Source organism: Brevibacterium spongiae (genome assembly GCF_026168515.1).
Taxonomy (GTDB): domain Bacteria; phylum Actinomycetota; class Actinomycetes; order Actinomycetales; family Brevibacteriaceae; genus Brevibacterium; species Brevibacterium spongiae.
Window position 1 is genome coordinate 4093351 of sequence record NZ_CP093443.1, and the last position, 17579, is coordinate 4110929.

Annotated in this window: 17 protein-coding genes and 1 pseudogene; 7 read left to right on the forward strand and 11 right to left on the reverse strand. The window is 65.1% G+C overall.

What is annotated here, in order from left to right:
- Positions 1 to 6 precede the first annotated feature (6 nt).
- The gene (gene selD / locus L1F31_RS18310) at positions 7 to 993 is read left to right on the forward strand and encodes a selenide, water dikinase SelD (RefSeq protein WP_265418646.1); all 987 of its coding nucleotides are present in this window, start codon (positions 7 to 9) and stop codon (positions 991 to 993) included.
- Positions 994 to 1070: 77 nt separating this feature from the next.
- Here the strand turns inward: selD and L1F31_RS18315 are convergent, their stop codons facing one another.
- The 7 genes and pseudogenes from L1F31_RS18315 to L1F31_RS18345 form a co-directional block, all read right to left on the reverse strand.
- On the reverse strand, positions 1071 to 1301 hold the full coding sequence (locus tag L1F31_RS18315; RefSeq protein WP_265418647.1) for a hypothetical protein: 231 nt from the start codon (positions 1299 to 1301) through the stop codon (positions 1071 to 1073).
- Positions 1302 to 1628: 327 nt separating this feature from the next.
- Positions 1629 to 2900 carry an NrfD/PsrC family molybdoenzyme membrane anchor subunit gene (gene nrfD, locus L1F31_RS18320; RefSeq protein WP_265418648.1) on the reverse strand — a complete coding sequence of 424 codons (1272 nt, stop codon included), beginning with the start codon at positions 2898 to 2900 and terminating at the stop codon, positions 1629 to 1631.
- Complete coding sequence (locus L1F31_RS18325; RefSeq protein ID WP_265418649.1) at positions 2897 to 4021, reverse strand: 4Fe-4S dicluster domain-containing protein; 1125 nt, start codon at positions 4019 to 4021, stop codon at positions 2897 to 2899. The genes nrfD and L1F31_RS18325 overlap by 4 nt, the downstream gene beginning before the upstream one ends.
- Before the next feature lie 425 nt (positions 4022 to 4446).
- Positions 4447 to 7608 (reverse strand): annotated as a pseudogene (fdnG, locus tag L1F31_RS18330) (formate dehydrogenase-N subunit alpha); the annotation flags it as partial.
- A 132-nt stretch (positions 7609 to 7740) separates the two neighbouring features.
- Positions 7741 to 8478 (reverse strand): class I SAM-dependent methyltransferase, encoded by a 738-nt coding sequence (locus L1F31_RS18335; protein ID WP_265418650.1) that lies wholly within the window; start codon positions 8476 to 8478, stop codon positions 7741 to 7743.
- The gene (gene trxA / locus L1F31_RS18340) at positions 8475 to 8906 is read right to left on the reverse strand and encodes a thioredoxin (protein ID WP_265418651.1); all 432 of its coding nucleotides are present in this window, start codon (positions 8904 to 8906) and stop codon (positions 8475 to 8477) included. The genes L1F31_RS18335 and trxA overlap by 4 nt, the downstream gene beginning before the upstream one ends.
- A 56-nt stretch (positions 8907 to 8962) precedes the next feature.
- Complete coding sequence (locus L1F31_RS18345) at positions 8963 to 10045, reverse strand: LCP family protein (RefSeq protein ID WP_265418652.1); 1083 nt, start codon at positions 10043 to 10045, stop codon at positions 8963 to 8965.
- A 646-nt stretch (positions 10046 to 10691) separates the two neighbouring features.
- Here L1F31_RS18345 and L1F31_RS18350 point away from each other — a divergent pair.
- From L1F31_RS18350 to L1F31_RS18360, 3 genes are all read left to right on the forward strand, one after another.
- Complete coding sequence (locus L1F31_RS18350; RefSeq protein ID WP_062240453.1) at positions 10692 to 10895, forward strand: cold-shock protein; 204 nt, start codon at positions 10692 to 10694, stop codon at positions 10893 to 10895.
- Positions 10896 to 11158: 263 nt separating this feature from the next.
- Positions 11159 to 11347: a hypothetical protein gene (locus L1F31_RS18355; protein ID WP_265418653.1), complete on the forward strand. Its 189-nt coding sequence runs from the start codon at positions 11159 to 11161 to the stop codon at positions 11345 to 11347.
- A gap of 94 nt (positions 11348 to 11441) precedes the next feature.
- Positions 11442 to 11747, forward strand: a complete 306-nt coding sequence (locus L1F31_RS18360) for a GNAT family N-acetyltransferase (RefSeq protein ID WP_265418654.1) — start codon at positions 11442 to 11444, stop codon at positions 11745 to 11747.
- 30 nt (positions 11748 to 11777) lie between these two features.
- Here L1F31_RS18360 and L1F31_RS18365 read toward each other — a convergent pair whose 3' ends face one another.
- A complete protein-coding gene (locus tag L1F31_RS18365) occupies positions 11778 to 12260 on the reverse strand; it encodes a DUF1772 domain-containing protein (protein WP_265418655.1) in 483 nt (160 codons plus the stop codon).
- Positions 12261 to 12360: 100 nt separating this feature from the next.
- A complete protein-coding gene (locus L1F31_RS18370; RefSeq protein WP_265418656.1) occupies positions 12361 to 13005 on the reverse strand; it encodes a GNAT family N-acetyltransferase in 645 nt (214 codons plus the stop codon).
- Positions 13006 to 13103: 98 nt separating this feature from the next.
- Between L1F31_RS18370 and L1F31_RS18375 the strand changes: the two genes are divergently transcribed.
- Both L1F31_RS18375 and L1F31_RS18380 read left to right on the forward strand, forming a co-directional pair.
- Positions 13104 to 13766 (forward strand): HAD family hydrolase, encoded by a 663-nt coding sequence (locus L1F31_RS18375; protein ID WP_265418657.1) that lies wholly within the window; start codon positions 13104 to 13106, stop codon positions 13764 to 13766.
- A complete protein-coding gene (locus L1F31_RS18380; RefSeq protein ID WP_265418658.1) occupies positions 13763 to 14986 on the forward strand; it encodes an amidohydrolase in 1224 nt (407 codons plus the stop codon). The genes L1F31_RS18375 and L1F31_RS18380 overlap by 4 nt, the downstream gene beginning before the upstream one ends.
- 51 nt (positions 14987 to 15037) lie before the next feature.
- On the opposite strand, the gene L1F31_RS18385 is transcribed toward L1F31_RS18380, so the two are convergent.
- Entirely contained in the window at positions 15038 to 15607 is a 570-nt protein-coding gene (locus L1F31_RS18385) for a DapH/DapD/GlmU-related protein (RefSeq protein WP_265418659.1), read from the reverse strand.
- A gap of 106 nt (positions 15608 to 15713) precedes the next feature.
- Positions 15714 to 16190, reverse strand: coding sequence for an acyl-CoA thioesterase (locus L1F31_RS18390; protein WP_265418660.1), 477 nt, complete (start codon positions 16188 to 16190; stop codon positions 15714 to 15716).
- A 176-nt stretch (positions 16191 to 16366) separates the two neighbouring features.
- On the opposite strand from L1F31_RS18390, the gene L1F31_RS18395 reads away from it, so the two are divergent.
- The gene (locus tag L1F31_RS18395; protein WP_265418661.1) at positions 16367 to 17578 is read left to right on the forward strand and encodes a winged helix DNA-binding domain-containing protein; all 1212 of its coding nucleotides are present in this window, start codon (positions 16367 to 16369) and stop codon (positions 17576 to 17578) included.
- Position 17579 lies beyond the last annotated feature (1 nt).

Below are 17579 nucleotides of genomic sequence, written 5' to 3' on the forward strand. Positions count from 1 at the left end.
CGCATTATGACTGAGATGCAGGACCGTCTGACCTCGTTCGCCCACGGTGGAGGATGTGCGTGCAAGATCCCGCCGGGTGAGCTCGAGGACGCAGTGCGCGGTCTCGTCGGTCAGTCCGGTCCCGACGTCCTCGTCGGCCTCGATGACGGTGATGACGCCTCGGCGGTGCGGGTCCGTGATGACCTCGCGGTGCTCTCGACCGCGGACTTCTTCACCCCTGTCGTCGACGATGCCTATGACTGGGGACGGATCGCGGCGGCCAATGCGCTCTCCGACATCTACGCGATGGGCGGGACTCCGGTCACGGCGATCAACCTCGTCGGGTGGCCGCGGGAGAAGCTGCCGATGGAGTTGCTCACCGAGGTGCTGCGCGGCGGTCTCGATGTCGCGGCGCAAGCGAACTGCCCCGTCGCCGGTGGGCATTCGATCGACGATCCCGAACCGAAGTACGGCATGGCCGTGACCGGTGTGGCCCACCCGGGTAAGCTCATGCGCAATGATGCCGCCGAGGCGGGTCTTCCCCTGACATTGACCAAGCCGATCGGCGTGGGCATCCTCAACAACCGGCACAAAGCCACCGGCGACAGCATCGATGAGGCAGTGGCCACGATGACCACGCTCAACGACGAGGCCTCGCGGGCGGCACTGGCAGCCGGAGTGAAGGCCGCCACCGACGTCACCGGTTTCGGGCTGCTCGGCCACCTGTTCAAGATGGCTCGCGCCTCCGGGGTCGGAGCAGTCATCGACGCATCCGCGGTGCCGCGCCTCGGCGGTGTCGACGAAGCGGTTGCCGCCGGTTATGTCTCCGGCGGGACCCGACGGAATCTCGACTGGGTGCGCCCGCACCTCACCGCCGATGATTCGGTGACCGAGGACGATCTGCTGCTTCTGGCCGATGCACAGACTTCGGGTGGACTGCTCGTCGTCGGTGAACTGCCCGGCCATCCTGTCATCGGTGAGATCGTCGTGGGTTCGGGCGTGCACGTGCGGTGATTCCGCCGGCCGGTGGGTGTCTCACACGCAGTGGTGGTCTCACATGTGCGGCGAAGGCTGCACGCGTTCTGCTGCGGCTATTTTCCGTTACTGCGCGGAGTGACGTCCTCGTCGCGGAACTGGCGGAAGCTGGACGTGAAGAACCAGAAGAAGACTCCGGTGAAGAGACCGACCAGCAGAGTCTGCCACCAGTTGAATGAATCGCTGCCCCAGCCGAGCAGATGCATGGCGAAGTAGACCAGTGGGAACATCAGGGCCACAAGCACACCGGCTCTGATGGACTGACGATCCTGGAGCAGCTTCTTCATAGGTCTCTCACGCTACCCGAAACACTGTGATTCGCAAGGTTCATTGCCTAGTAGGTGGCAGGCATGCGAGGGTCTGCGTCGATTCGTCGCCCGAATCATGGCCCGGCCGGCCAGAGTGTGCCGCACCCCTCACCGTTAGCGGCAAAACACCCCGTTGCACCGGGGTGATATCGAGCCAACGGTGTGGGGTGCCGAGCGGACTGTAGGCGCTGGGGCCAGCTGTAGGCAGTGGCGCCGGCGGTGAGGGATGCTCGCGGAACACCAGTCGGAGCCCCGACAGTGAGGGATGCTTGCGAGGCACCGACCGGAACGTTACCGACCAGAACGTTAGCGGCCGGTCGTGATCGAATCGTCGGTGATGCCGCGGGCACGGCGTTCCTCGAGGCGAGCGCGCTGCGGTTCGACCACGTGACGCGGGTCCTTCACCGATTCGATGCCGGCCTCAAGCATGCCGAAGCGGGTGTACGCAGATGCAGCTGCCAGTGCCGCACCGGAGACCACGGACAGTCCCCGCAGGACGGCGCGAGTCTTCCAACTCCGCTTGCCGACACCAGTTGAACCACCGAGGCTGCTGACAGCGTCTGCAATCGCACCTGCAGAACCACCCGAACCACCAGAATCACGACCCAGCTTCTTCGCGAACACCCGCGCCCCCACCTCGACGGCGGCGGCACCGACAGCTCCGGCGATGAGCAGCTTCTCAGCTCGGTGAAGTTTGCGGCCGGGTTCGCCGTCCTCCATCGGGTCCACCTCGGCCGGATGCATGCGCTGCTTCATCGCTGGCATCGAAAGGACCTCACCGGCGGTGCCAGCGAGCGCGAGCAGTCGCGCCGGTCCGGTCTCTGCCACCGGAGCCAATGCCATCACGGCACCACCCGCGGCCATCGAAGCCGAGGACACGAACACGTACGGCAGACCATTGCGACCCGCAGCATTCCACGTGGGAACGGCCGTCGCGCCCAAAAGCACGGCCGTATATGCGGCCAGTGGGGTCGCGAAGAACGCAGATTCGATTGCCGCCGGCGTCTCCATCGCGTGGAGGACCTTGCGAAGAGGACCCAGAGGCAGAAGACGCTCGCCCGTGACCCGGTCGAGTTCGATCGCGAAGGTCACGCCCGATCCGACGCCGAAGCCGGAAAGGATCCACGTGCCCAGACTCATCGGCGACGACACCTTGACCACGCGCATCATATTGAGGAACCGCTCCGGCCGCCCGAGGTCCGCCACCAACGCGGCCCCACCGATGCCGGTCGCCGCGATCGCAGTCATCCGCGAGGCGATGCGCAGCCCGGGCCGATCGGTCAGCTGCGCACCGAAGCCCAGCAGAGACGAACCGCCGGCGAGCCCGCCGAGAAAGAGGTACGTTCCGATCTCATCGCCCCAGGGCGGAGCCTTGACGATCGACCGCCCGTAATACGAGCTGAACTCGACGTCTTCGACCATCGGCATCTCACGGTTGCCATCGGCACCGCGGTTCTTCCATCCGCCACCACGGCCACCGCCACGGCCGCCCGGTCCGCCGCGACCACCTCGGCGACGTTTCCGACGTCCGCCTTCGGGCTCGGGTGGGCGGTAGGAATCATATTCGGATGTGCTCAACGCTTGCTCCCGAGGAACGCGAGTCCGGCTGCGGCCACCATGCCCAGCGCCGCGATCCCGGCGTTGGCGTACATCTTCGGCAGGTCCTTCGTCGCCACCCGCGGGTCCGGCGGCAGACCATAGACCTCGGGTTCGTCGAGGAGGAGGAACACGGACCCGGTTCCGCCGACCCCGTCGTTCGGGTTCGCCCCGTACAGGCGCGCTTCGGTCAGTCCCTTCGCATGGAGTTCGGCCACACGCTCGTGTGCCTGGCTGACCATGTCCTCGCGGTCGCCGAATTTGATCGACTGAGTCGGGCAGGTCTGCGCGCAGGCCGGTTCCTGCCCCTCGACGAGGCGGTCGTAGCAGAGCGTGCACTTGTTCGCGGTGCCCTTGTCCGGCACGTCCATGTCCGCGGCTTTGCGGTCGTCCCGGTCGGTGGGCGTGTTGATCGTGCCGTCGTCGCGGCGTTCGATGACGCCGAAGGGGCACCCGGCCACGCAGGTGCCGCAGCCGTTGCACACGTCGTTCTGAACGACGACGGTATCGAATTCGGTGCGGAAGAGCGCACCGGTCGGGCACACGTCGAGGCACCCGGCGTGGGTGCAGTGCTTGCACACGTCCGAGGACATCAGCCACCGGAAATCGTCGGTGTCCGGCGGTGTCGTGTCGACTCCGGTCAGGTCGGTCGGCTCGAGCGCGCCGGGTGCCAGCAGATCGACGCCCAGTTCGGGGGTCGTCGGCAGACCGGCACTCGTGCGACCCTCCGCTGCCGCGCCGAGGGCACCGTCGAGGGGCTGCGCTCCGGCAGATTCGTCGGTGCGCGGGCGGATCGTCGGCATCCCGAGGTTGACGAGCTTGCGCCCGGATTCGCGTGCCTTCTCGATCCTGTCGGAGTCCTGTTCGATGAACGCGACGTGCCGCCATGTGTTCGCCCCGAGGCTGCCCGTGTTGTCGTACGAGGATCCCAGCAGTTCGAAGGTTCCGTCCTGCGGGTTGTTGTTCCACTCTTTGCACGCGACTTCGCAGGCTTTGCAGCCGATGCAGATCGAGGTGTCGGTGAAGAATCCTTTGCGGCTGTGCGGAGAATCGTGCCAATGCCCGTCCGCGAGCGCGCCCTCATCGATCGTCGGTGTCGACATCAGTCGTCCTCCTCCTCGTTCTCCTGCCGTTCCCGCGCCTTCATCGCACGGTCCTCGGCCGCTTCCGCCTCGATGTCGGTGATCGCCGTGCCGTCGCCGTGCCGGCCCCGGTCGGGGTCGCCGTCGCTCGGGTCGCCGTCGTCGGCACGGTTGGCCACCGCCGTTTCGACGGGTTCGAGGCCGATCCGACCGGTCCGGTCATCGGCACTGTCGACCGCCCCCGAGGTGGTCGTACCGTGATCAGATCCCCTCGCCGAGGCGCTCGGGCCGTCCCCGTCGGACGAACCTTCCGGTCCCCCGCCCAAGGTCTTGCCCGGGCTGACGCCGACGGCCGAATCGCCGCCGCGGTGGGCGTGCCCACCGGCGCTGACGCCGTGACCGGCGCCGTGGGAGGCCTCGACATCCTCGGCGGGCACTGTGACCTGCTGGTTGCCGGATTCGGGACTCAGCCCTGCCTCTCGCTGGTACTTCTCGACGAAGTCGACGAGTTCGGGGCCGCGCGGACGCCTGCCGGGAATGATCGTTCCCGCGACGTACTTGCTGTTCTGGATGTAGACGTTGGGGTCCATCGTCACGCCGAGCAGGTCGTTGGCGGAATCGCCCTCGACCACGGCTCCGGTTCCGCCGACGCCCCAGTGGTAGGGCAGTCCGATCTGGTGGACGGTCTTCCCGCCGATCGTCAGCGGAGTCATCCGCCTGGTCACGAGTACGCGTGCCTCGATGGCCGAACGCGGGGAGACCAGGGTCGCCCACCCGTAGGGTTCGAGCCCCACTTCGGCAGCGAGTTCCGGAGAGATCTCGCAGAACATCTCCGGCTGCAGCTCGGACAGGTACGGCAGCCAACGGGACATGCCGCCGGCGGTGTGGTGCTCGGTGAGCCGATAGGTCGTGAACACGTACGGGAACACTTCGGAACCGGGCACTCCGGCACCCGGAGCCGACAGGTTGTCCTCGCGGCGCATGACCATTCGGGTCGGACTGTTCTGCTGCGGGTACAACGGGTTCGTCACCGCAGATTCCTGCGGTTCGTAGTGCGTGGGCAAGGGACCATCGACCATGCCGCTGGGGGCGAACAGCCAGCCCTTGCCGTCGGCCTGCATGATGAAGGGATCATCGCCGTCGAGGTGGCTGGGCCCGCCGTACGCCTGATCCGACCGGGCGGCCGGTGCACGATCGATCGGGAAGTCGGGCACATCCTTGCCCGTCCACTTCCCGGCTTCCTCGTCCCACCACACGAACTTCTTCCGCTCCGACCAGGGAGTTCCGTCCGGTGCGGCCGATGCTCGGTTGTAGAGGATGCGACGGTTCGCCGGCCACGCCCACGCCCATTCGGCTGCGGTTTCGTCCTGCTCGGCCCGCGGTTTGCGTCGCGCGGCCATGTTCACGCCGCCGGCGTAGATGCCCGCGTAGATCCAGCAGCCGCCGGCGGTGGTGCCGTCGTCGGTCATCTGGTTGAAGTTCTCCAGCGGCTCACCGTCGCGTTCGCCGCCGATGAAGTAGCCGTTGATCTCCTTCACGACCGCCTCGGCGTCGACCTCGCCCTCGTCATCGACCGGGTAGTCCCAGGTCATGTCGAGCAGCGGTCGGTCCCGTGGGTCGTCGGAGTCCTTGAGCTTCTCTCGCACGGCGTTGCCGAGCTCGTAGAAGAAGTCGAGCTCGCTCTGCGCGTCCCCGGGCGGGTTGACTGCCTTGTTGCGCCATTGCACGAGACGCTGAGTCTGCGTGAAGGTGCCGGCCTTCTCCGTGTGGTTGGCTGCGGGCAGGAAGAACATCTCGGTGTCGATGTCCTCGGTCTTCAGCTCCCCGGTCTCGATCTCCGGGCCGTCCTTCCACCAGGTGGCGGATTCGATGAGGCTGAAGTCGCGGACGACCATCCACTTCAGATGGCTCATCGCCATCCGCTGCATCCGGCCGTTCGCCGAACCGACTGCCGGGTTCTGGCCGAGCAGGAAGTATCCGTCGACGCCGTCGGCGAGCATGCGCACCTGCGTCTGATAGGTGCCGTGCGCCCCGTTGATCCGCGGCAGGTAGTCAAAGGCGAAGTCGTTCTCCGGCGTCGCCGCATCGCCCCACCACGCCTTGAGCAGGTTCGTCGCGTACGCACGCCCGTTGGCCCAATAGCCTTTGTGCGTCTCGGGGGTGCCGACGGCCGCGACGTAGTCGTCGAAGGTGTCGTGGATTCCGGCGTTAGGCATCGGCAGGTAGCCCGGCAGCAGGTTGAACAGCGTCGGAATGTCCGTCGAGCCCTGGATCGTGGCGTGACCGCGCAGCGCCATGATGCCGCCGCCCGGACGACCCATATTGCCCAGCAGGAGCTGGAGGATCGAGGCGGTGCGGATGAATTGCGCGCCGAGGCTGTGCTGCGTCCACCCGACCGCGTAGGCGAAGCACGTGGTCCGGTCGCGACCCGAGTTCTGCGTCACGGACTCGTAGAGGTACTCGAAGTCCGCCGGTTTGATGCCGCAGTTCTCGGCCACCATCTCCGGGGTGTAGCGGGAGTAGTGGTGCTTGAGGATCTGCAGCACCGACCGCGGGTCGCTCATCGTCTCGTCGCGGACCGGTGCCCCAGCGTCGTCGGTCTGGTACGACCACGACGAGTTGTCATAGGAGTGCGTGTCCGGGTCGAACCCGGAGAACAGCCCATCGAGGTCCTCGGCGCCGATGAAGTCGTCGCTGATGAGGTTCGTCGCGTTCGTATACGCCCGCACGTACTCCTCGAAGTAGCTGCCTTCCGAGAGCACTCGGTTGATGAGCGCGCCCAGCAGCACGATGTCGGAGCCCGCCCTGATGGGAACGTGCTTATCGGCGATCGCGGTGGTGCGCGTGAAACGAGGATCGACGTGGATGACGCGGGCACCTCGGGCCTTGGCCTCTGTCACCCATTGGAAGCCCACTGGGTGGCACTCGGCCATATTGGATCCCTGGATGATGATGCAGTCCGCATTCGCCATATCCTGGACGGGTTGTGTGGCGCCGCCTCGCCCGAACGAGGTTCCCAGACTGGGAACCGTGGCGGAGTGTCAAATACGCGCCTGGTTCTCGATCTGTATCGCCCCGGCCGCGGTGTAGAGCTTCTTCGCGAGGTAGTTCTCCTCGTTGTCGATGGTCGCTCCGCCGAGGCTGGCGATGCCCATCGTCCGCCGCAGCGGATGGCCCTTGTCGTCGAAGTCCTCCCAATGATTGCGGCGGGCTTCGATGAAGCGGTCGGCGATCATGTCGATTGCGGTCGACAGTTCGATCTTCGTCCAGTCCTTGGCCTTCGGGGCACGGTAGAGGACATCGGTGACGCGACCGGGGTTGTTGACGAGCTGTTCGCTGGCTGCGCCCTTCGGGCACAGACGCCCGCGGGAGATCGGTGAATCCGGGTCGCCTTCGATCTGCACGACCTTGTCGTCCTTGACGAAGATCTTCTGTCCGCAGCCGACGGCGCAGTACGGGCACACGGACTGGACGACCTTGTCGGCCGTCGTTGTGCGTGGGGTGGTGTCTCGGGTCTTCTGGGACACGACTGATTCTCCGCGTCCCGTCTTATCCGACGTGCGGAACTGCCGGAGTACCGGCCACTCGAGGAAGCTGAACCGAGCCATGGCTCAACCATAGCCCTTCGGGCGGGGAAAAGGCACTAGGCCCGGCGGGTGATTTCACCGCGTCCTGCAAGGTGAGACGGCCAGGGCCGAGCGGTCATTGGTGACCGCTCGGCCTTTCCGGTGGTGCCTGACTCAGACGCGTCGGGCCAGGAGAATGGCGTCCTCGAGTTCTGCGGGTTCACCGCTGGGAGAGGTCACCTGCCGGGTGCGGATCTCGGCGAGTTCGATCTCCCACCGGTCAGGGCTGGCACCGATGAGCAGAGCGAAGTCTCCGTTCGGGCTCACCGGTTCGTGGTGGTGATCCATCCCGTGGTCGAACTTCTCGTCGTGCTCGGCCGCCCACGGCGGCATCGTGGCGTGGGAGACGAGGAGCAGGGCTCCGCCCGGTGCCACGTGCTCAGCGACCCGGGCGAGCAGCTCTTCCCGGGTGTCGGGCAGGCGGGTGTGGAGGAAGAATCCGGTGACGAGGTCGAAGCCGCCTCGGCGATCTTCGTCGTCGGAGGACGCGATGCCCGGTGTCCATGTGGAGATGTCGGCGACGGCGAACTCGGCCTGGACGCCACGGTCTTCGGCGGCCCGGCGGGCACGGTCGATGGCCGTGGTCGAGAGGTCGATGCCGGTGGCGTCCCAGCCGTTCTCGGCCAGCCAGAGGACGTCGGCGCCTTCGCCGCAGCCGACGTCGAGGACACGGCCCGGAGTCTTGTCACCGACGATGTCGATCAGGGCCGCGTTCGGGTTGCCCGACCAGATGGCGTCGGGCTTCTCCGCATAGCGCTCTTCCCAAGCGGCCACGGAACCGGGCACTCCGGCGTCGTCCGCCGTGGAGTGCTCGGCTCCGGTGTGGTCGTGGTGGCTGCCGGCCTCGGTCACTGCTCGACGCCCGGGTCTGCCGGGATCGAATCGGGACCGGCACCGTCCGCGCCGTCAGTCTCTGCGGCAGCATCCTGTTTGGCCAGTTCGGCACGGACTTCGTCCATGTCGAGGCCCTTGACGGCGGTGATGACCTGTTCGAGCTGCGGGGCGGCGAGCGCACCCGGCTGGGCGAAGACGACGATGCCCTGACGGAAGGCGACGAGTGTCGGGATCGAGGAGATCGCGAAGAGTCCGGCCAGCTGCTGCTGGGCTTCGGTGTCGATCTTGCCGAAGACGATGTCGGGGTTGGCCTCGGCGGCCTGTTCGAAGACGGGGGCGAACTGCTTGCAGGGGCCGCACCAATCGGCCCAGAAGTCGAGGAGGATGATTTCGTTGTCGTTGATGGTCGACTCGAAGTTGTCTTGCGTGATTTCGATCGTAGACATGCCGCCCAGTCTAGGAGCCGAGGTTGAATAACGCATGGACGGGTTGGGCGGGCGCCTCACCCGACGAGGTCAGTGATCGGTGCGTCGTCGTTGATGGCGGTGAACACGGCGTCGGCTTCGGCGGACTTGACCACGCGGTTGGGGTTCTCCGGTGCCGCGGTCCACGGCATGATCTCGAAGGTGATGTCATCCTTCGGCACTGAGGCGACCGTCGTCGCCAGAGAGGCGAGCGCCCGCATCGAATCGAGCTCCTCGTCGACCCCGATGGTCGAGGTCACGGCGTCGAGGAATCCGTAGAGGCGGTCCGGTCGGGTGAGGACCTGGCCGCTCTTGGCACGGTCGATGATGGCTTCCATGACCATCTGTTGGTTGCCCATCCGGGAGATGTCGCTGCCGTCGCCGACGGCGTGCCGGGTGCGAGCCAGCGCAAGCGCGTCGTCACCGCCGATGGTCTGCTCGCCCGCAGGCAGGTCGAGGTTCGCCTTCGGATCGTTCAACGGTTCGTCGAGATCGACGGTGATGCCGTCGAGCGCATCGACGATCGCTGCGAACCCGTCGAAATCGACATTGATGAAGTGATCGACGCGGACCCCGGTGAGCACCTCTGCGGCAGAGACCGAACAGGCGGGTCCTGCGTTGAGGGCGGAGTTGATCATCCCATGCACGGCTGGCGATGCCCCGCTTCCGGTGTCGTCGCAGGCCGGGATGTCCATGATCGTGTCGCGTGGAATCTGCACGGCGTCGATGCGGTCGGCATCGGCTGAGACGTGGGCGAGGATCATCGCATCGCTGCGGGCGCCCTCGGCGGTGCCGAATCCCTGCCCCGAGGCGGCCTCGGAGTTCCCGTCGGCGTTCGGATCGGAATCTGAGCCCGCCTCATCCGAGTCATCCTTCGTCGAGTCGAGGTCTCGGGTGTCGGATCCGAGGATGAGGATATTCGTTTCGTCGGTGAGCTTCTCGGGAACATCACCGTCGTGGGCACGCAGCGGAGACGACGAGATGTTCGCGCCGAGGTTGTGCACCGCCACCGCGATCGTCACCGGGGCCGCGATGATGAGGACCGCGGCCGCTGCGACGAAGGTGCGACGGCGACGGTATTTCGCGGCGAGGCGACGCTGTCTGCGGGGGCCTGGCGGCATTGGTGTCTCTCGGTTGTCCAAGGCTCGGTGCTCCTGCGTCCGGGGTCACGGCGGATTGCATACAAAACGTTTTGCATACAATCCTAAACACCAGGATCGGCGAGTGCACATCACTGTGCGCCATCTCTCGGTTTGCGATCTCGCGCGGTCTGCTCCGGCGTGCAGACTGCCCGTCGAGTTGGCATCGGACCTGCTCAGGGCGCCTGATTTCGGTGATGATCTCGATCGATGTCGCCACTGGGACGATCTCTCTGTTAAGCTTGAACTGTTCTCGCACAGAAATGTGCGGAGCAGATGGTGTCTTTAGTGTAGGTAGATTCGTTCGACACCATGTGTTTGCCCGTCGGCGCGTGTCTGCCTTCCGCGCCCCTCATGATTTTCCACGTCGTTCATCTGACGACTTCCGTCCAGCACTTTCAAGTGCATGATCGAAACCGAGACTCCCCACGATTTCGTCTGAGACAGAGACCTCTCACCAGAGTCCTCACCCTCACCATGAATTCCGAGCTCTCGGTTCGCCCACAGTTTTTCGTTGGACCTGTGTCCAAGATTCAGTTCATCCAGCGGGAAAGCCGGGCCCAGAAATGGGTTCGACCATCACGATCGCATCAGCGGTCATCAGTTTAAAAATAAGGATACAAAGATTATGGCAACAGGTACCGTGAAATGGTTCAACGCGGAAAAGGGTTTCGGATTCATCCAGCCTGACGACGGTTCGGCTGACGTGTTCACCCACTTCTCCGCGATCGAAGCCTCCGGCTACCGCGAGCTCACCGAGGGTCAGAACGTCGAGTTCGACTCTGAGATGGGCTCCAAGGGCCTGCAGGCGACTCGCGTCCGCGGCCTCTGAGACTCTTAGAGGGTCTCTCCTAGAGACTTTGTCGGTCTCCCCGCGAGACCGCTGAGACACACCGGCGACCTTTCGCCCTCGCAATCGACCACGCGTCGGATGCGAGGGACGAAGGGTCGCCGTTCTCATCCCCTCATTACTACCTGACGGCGCCCCAGCAACTCGGCGCCAGGTTGCTGGGGCGCCGTCACCGACGTTGACAGGCGCCTTGGCTCTCCTTAGTGTCGATGCCAACGACCGTGAACCGCGACGCTGGAGGAGCGATGACGCACTCGAGACTCACTCGTTGGATCGTCGCACTCACGCTGCTCGCGGCCACCTGCGTTCTGCTTCCCCAGATGCCTCAGCTCCATGACTTCGCCGCGCTGCTGTGGTTCTCCGCCCTCCTGCTGCTGATCATCGCGCTGGTGCTGGCCGTCGTCCGAGACCGCCGACAGCGTCGTCCACGCTGATCGGCTCGAGCTCGGTTTCAAACACTTTCCGCTGATCCGCCGAATCACCGCGCAACCCGACGACGGTTCCCACCCTCCCGGCTACCCTGAACCCATGACGCCTCTCGAAACGCCCCGCTTGCGTCTGCGAGAGATGCGGTCGAACGACCTCGATGAAATGGCGGCCCTCCTCGACGATGAGCAGGATATGGCCTACTACCCACACACCAAAGACCGCACCGAGGCGGCTCTGACCTGCCGTGATCTCGCCAGTGATCTCGGCGTGACTCCACTCCTCATCGCCATCATCCACCATGAGAACCGGCCGTCGCAGCGCGTTGCCGAGAAGCTGGGCATGCACCGCGACCCCGACCTCAGACACCAATCCCCGCTCCACGAGGTGTTCTCGATGGAGTTGTGAACGGATACCGCTATCGACGGAACATCCGCATCACATCATTCCGACAGCGACCACCAACAGGACTGTGCTCGCGGCGGCGGTGACCACGCGCCAATGGTTGAGCATGGTCCACCGGTCCTCGAAGTCCGTGCGCAATCCGTGCCATCCATTGTCCGCGGTGGGTTCGCCGCCGTTGATGATGGCTTTGTTCAAGGGCAGGTTCCCGGCGAAGGTGATCAACTGGGTGGCTGCATAGAGGACCAGTGCGGCGATGCCGACCCAGGCGGACAGCAGGTTCGCCACGAAGGCCAGGACCACGAACGCGATCTGGGCAACCAGTGCCAGGTTCGAGATGATCAGGAACACCGGATTGGCGACCGACGAAGTCAGGAGTCGGATCGCCGTGACCATCGTCCGGTCATCGGCCTTGCGCAGACCGGGCATGACCGAGTTCGAGTATGCGAACACCGTTCCGGCCACCAGCCCCGTTGCAACGATGCCCACCGATGCCGCCACGAGGGCCCAAATTTCCATACCCGATTCTCTCACGGACGTCAGGTTCGAAGTGAGTGCGCAGAAGACCCTCCGTCCAACGCGGGGATCGACACCCTGACCTCACGGCAGTGCGTTGAACTCAGTCCTGATCGAGCAGCTCGAGGAACTCCGGAACGCCTCCGAGTTCGATGTCCTCGCGCCGATTCGCCTCCCACGCCTCGCGAGTCAGCCGCCAGCGTTGGATCAGCCCCGGTTCGCCGCGGCGGATGTCCCAATCGACGCCGTTGTGCTCGTAGCCGAGCGCCTCGGACACCCGGTTCGATCCGATGTTGTCGACGAAGGCATCGGAGCTGGCTTCCCGGGCACCGAGTCCGGCGAAGGCCAAGTGAAGCATGGCGCTGCGTGCCTCGGTGCCCAGCCCCCGTCCGCGCACATCCGTCGACAGCCACGAGAACGAGAGGACAGTGCCGCAGGTGTCGAACTTCTCCGCGATGAGGTCCTGCATCCCCACGGCCTCACCGTCGACGAGGACCGCGAAGGCCAAACGAAACTCCGATGGAGTGAACCGTCCCCGTCCGCGCCACACGCTCTGCAGCCATTTGCTCACGCGCACGTCCGGATCGGATTCGTAGAAGGACATCGGATCGTCGTACGGAGCGGGTTCGGCGAAGACCTTGCCCTCATGTACGAGCGGGGCGAGCGCGGCGAGCATCTCGTCGTCGGCACCGACGAGTTCGAGTCGGGGCGTCTTCACCCGGATCTGCAGTGGCGGGTAGCCGATCATGTGTCCAACCTAGGTCAGCGGGGACGAATCCACAATGGCCCGCCGAGTCCGGGTAGCGTGGGAGTCGACTCCAGAATGCCGATGACAGGTGGTGGCCAATGACCGAATCCGATCGCCCGACTCCGACGACCGTCGTCTTCGACCTCGGCAATGTGCTCATCGGCTGGGATCAGACAGGCCCTCTGTCCGATCGGATGAGTGCCGAGGAATGGCATGCCTTCGCCGAGGCGGCCGACTTCCCCACGCTCAACACCGCAGCTGATTCCGGGGTTCCGATCACCGAGCTCATCGCCCGAGCGAGCGAGTCAGATCCCCGTCATGGTGAGATCATCGCCGGCTACTACGAGAACTTCGAGAAGTCACTGACCGGCCCCATCGATGGCATGGCCGAGGTCGTCAACGAACTGCGCGACTCCGGCGTCCGCCTGCTCGGGCTCTCGAACTGGTCGGCTGAGACCATCCATCACGCGCCCGTCGTGGCCCCGGCGATCAATGAGCTCGAGGACATCGTCGTCTCGGGCCGAGTCGGCATGGTCAAACCCGATCCGGCGATCTTCGAGCTCCTCCTCACCCGGTTCGATCTCGACCCCGGCAGGACCGTGTTCGTCGACGATCTGCCGACGAATACCGAGGCCGCTGAACGCCTCGGGATCCTCGGGCACGTGTTCACCGATGCCGCCTCCCTGCGGAAGGACCTGTCCGCTCTCGGGCTGCTCGAAGCGCAGGAAGCACCCACCCCCGGATCACAGGAGACACGATGACGAAACCCGCATTCCTTGACTCCCTCGATGCTCAGCTCGACTGGCAGCGCGAGTTCTATAAGGACCTCCACCGCAACCCGGAACTCAGCCTCGAAGAGCACCGGACGAAAGAACGCATCACCGCGGAGCTCACCGATCTCGGACTCGAGCCCCAGGGCATCTCGGACACCGGTCTGGTCGCGGTGATCGAGAACGGACATGGCCCCACGGTCCTCGCTCGCGCCGATATCGATGCGCTGCCCGTCACCGAGGACACGGGACTCGACTACGCCTCCGAGGTCGACGGTGTCATGCACGCCTGTGGGCACGATATGCACGCGGCTGCCCTCCTCGGCGCGGTACGGCTGCTCAATGAGAACCGCGATGCCTGGTCAGGGACCTATATCGCCCTGTTCCAACCGGCAGAGGAGAACGCAGCCGGGGCGAAGGCGATGATCGATGACGGGCTGACGTCGAAGATCCCGACACCGGATGTCGCCCTGGCCCAGCACGTCATGCCGATGCCCGTGGGAAAGATCTTCACTGCCGCGGGCCCGGTCATGTCGGCCGGCGATTCGGTGAAGATCACGGTCTTCGGACGTGGTGCCCACGGGTCGATGCCGCATCTTTCCGTCGATCCCGTGGTGATCGCCGCCTCGATCGTCCTGCGCCTGCAGACGATCGTGTCGCGGGAGACGGACCCCGGCGAGTTCGCCGTCGTCACAGTCGGGGCCTCGAATGCGGGATCGAAGTCGAACATCATCCCCGACCGGGCCGAGCTGCTGCTCAACGTCCGCACGTATGACACCGCGGTGCGTGAGCGGGTGATCGCCTCGATCGAGCGCATCGTCCGCGGCGAATGTGAGTCCGCCGGCGCACCGAAGGAACCGACCTTCGAATACTTCGACCAGTTCCCGCTGACCGACAACAGTGAGGCCGTCAATGACACCGTCACCGAGGCGCTCACCGAGTTCTTCGGGACAGAAACGGTGCAGGAGGCGACCCCGGCGACCGCCTCGGAGGACTTCAGCGAACTGCCGAGTGCCTTCGGCATCCCGTACTCCTACTGGTTCGTCGGGTCCTTCGATGCCGAAAAGTACCAGGCCGCCGAGGAGGCCGGCACCGTGCTCACCGACGTTCCGGCCAATCACTCGCCGTTCTTCGCACCCGAGCTCGATCCGACACTTGAGATCGCGACGAAGGCGCAGGTCATCGGTGCTTTCGCCTACCTCGGCGGCTGATCACGAGTGATCGTCGCGCGGCCGGTGACCGGCCGCGGGAAGACAGGCAGTTCACTCATCGACCGTGCGCACGACGTGCGCCGGTGATCCGACGACGACGGCGCGGTCGGGGACGTCTCGGGTGACGACGGAGGCCGCGGCGACGACAGCGTCATCACCGATGGTGATGCCCGGGAGGACCGTCACGTTCGACCCGATCCACACATTGCGTCCGATGGTGATCGGGGCCGGATGCATATCGGCACGTCGGTCCGGCTCCATCCCGTGGTTGAGGGTGGCGAGGACGGTGTTGTGCCCGATGAGGGTGTCATCGCCGATCGTGATGCCGCCCTGATCCTGGAAGCTGCACCCGGAGTTGATGAAGATCCGCTGCCCTAAGGTGATGTTCTGACCGAAATCGGTGTGAAACGGCGGGAACAGCATCACGGACGCGTCGATCGGGCGGTCGGTCAGCTCCGCCAACAGGGCTCGCAGCTCATCGGGTTCGTGATAGCTGCCGTTGATCTGGGCGGTGATGCGCAGAGCTCTCTGGCTGGTCCGGTGCATCACCTCGTGTAGGGGCGATCCGCCGGTGATCGTCTCTCCGGCATTGAGCGCTTTCAGCAGATCTGCTGTTTCCATGTGGTGTCACCTTTCCTCAGTGCGCGGATGACGCCGCTGCTTGCCCATATCCACCAGGCTAGACGCGTTCACTCCGCCAAGCGACACCCTGTCAGGGAACCTCTGCTCATACCTTCCCCGCCTGCGACAGGGGCTCCGCCTGAGGGTGAGCCATCCGATCACGGTCGTAGGTGATCGTCGAATACCCGTGGGGAATCGGGGTGCCGTCCTCGCCGACGCCGACGAATACGATCTTCTCGATGCTGAGAATGGACTTCCGGGTGATCATATTGCGCACCCTCGCTTTCATCGTCAGCGAGGTCCGCCCGAAATGAGTGGCGATGAGCCCCATCTCGATGAGGTCGCCTTCACGCGCCGAAGCCTGAAAGTCGATCTCCGAGATCAGCTTCGTCACGACACGGTGGTTGCCGAGCTGGATGATCGCGTAGATCGCGGCCTCCTCGTCGATCCACCGCAGCAGGCTGCCGCCGAAGAGGGAGCCGTTGGCGTTGAGGTCTTCGGGCCGGACCCATTTGCGGGTATAGAAGTTCATGCCCTCCACATGGTGGGCGGGGCTCTGTGCAGGATGCGCCGTCTCTGTCATGCGGTCAGCGTAGCGAGGAGATGTTTCGCTCGCGTTTCGCTTGGATCACCGCCTTTCGACGACGTCGCCTACGAGCCGGGAACCGGGGACTGAGCGTGTGCTCGCTCCGATGATCTCCGGACTCCACCGGGTCAGGTGTCCCCTGTGGATTCTGGTCGCTGAGTTAGCCTGTGCACATGGCCGACTCCGCGACGAACGACGAGATCATCGCCTTCCGTCTCAGTGCTCACCACCTCGATGAGCGACTCGATCACAATAGGCTGGGTGAAGCCGCGGGAGCCTGCGGAATCCAGAACAGTCCTCCCGGTTCCGCACTCACCGCTTTGCACGCACGCGTTGAGAATATGTCCGAGGCAGGTTTCGCCTCCGCGATCGCCGAGGACAAGTCCCTTGTGCAGACCTGGTGCATGCGCGGCGCGCCGTTCGTCGTCCCGACCTCCGATCTCGCGGTGTTCACCACCGGGGTGCTGCCGCAGACAGAGAGAGCTCTGCGACATTTCGTCCTCGGCGTCGAGAAGTCGGTGGACGATCTCGGCCTGGAACTGAGCGATCTCGTCGATCGGTCCGAATCCGAGGTGCGCGAGGTTCTGCCGGGGCGGCGGCTGACGATCACGGAACTCGGCGCCGAGGTGGCCGACCGACTCGGCCCCTCCCTGACCACCCCACAGCGGAAGGTATGGGAATCCGACGGTCCGTACGCGAAGGGGCAGAGCCTCGGCGCGGGTGTGGTCCATTTCTGCATTCGCCTGCTCACTCTGCGGCAGGTCCTCTGCTTCGCCCCGCGCGAAGGCAACACGGCACCATTCGTTCTGCTCGACGAGTGGATCGACGAACCCTCGATCACCTCCTCGCAGGCGCCCGACGGGAACGAGCGGGACCGGGCCAGGGCCGAACTCCTGCGTCGCTACCTGCACTGCTATGGGCCGTCGACGCGTGCCGACTTCGCCGCATGGCTCGGAATCCGATCCACTGAGGCGCAACCGTGGTGGGATCTCCTCGACGGGCAGATCACCGAAATCGACTGCGGCCGAAGGGCCTGGATGCTCGCCGAGGATGTCGATCGGCTGCACCGGGCCGAACTTCCCCGCGGCGTCCGTCTTCTCCCACCGCACGATCCCTACACTCAGATGCGCGATCGGGAGACGATTGTGCCCAAGGAACACCACCGCGAGGTCTGGAAGACCGTCGGCGATCCCGGGACGCTCCTCGTCGACGGCAGAATCGTCGGCACCTGGAGGGTGCGGAAGCAGAATCGACGACTGAACATCAGGTTTGCTCCGTTCGGCACAGTCTCGACGACTTTGAAGAGAGCGCTGAGGTCGGAAGCGGAGGCGATCGCCGCGCTGCGTGAAGCGAGTGGCGCCGAGATCGAGTTCTGCTCGGACTGAA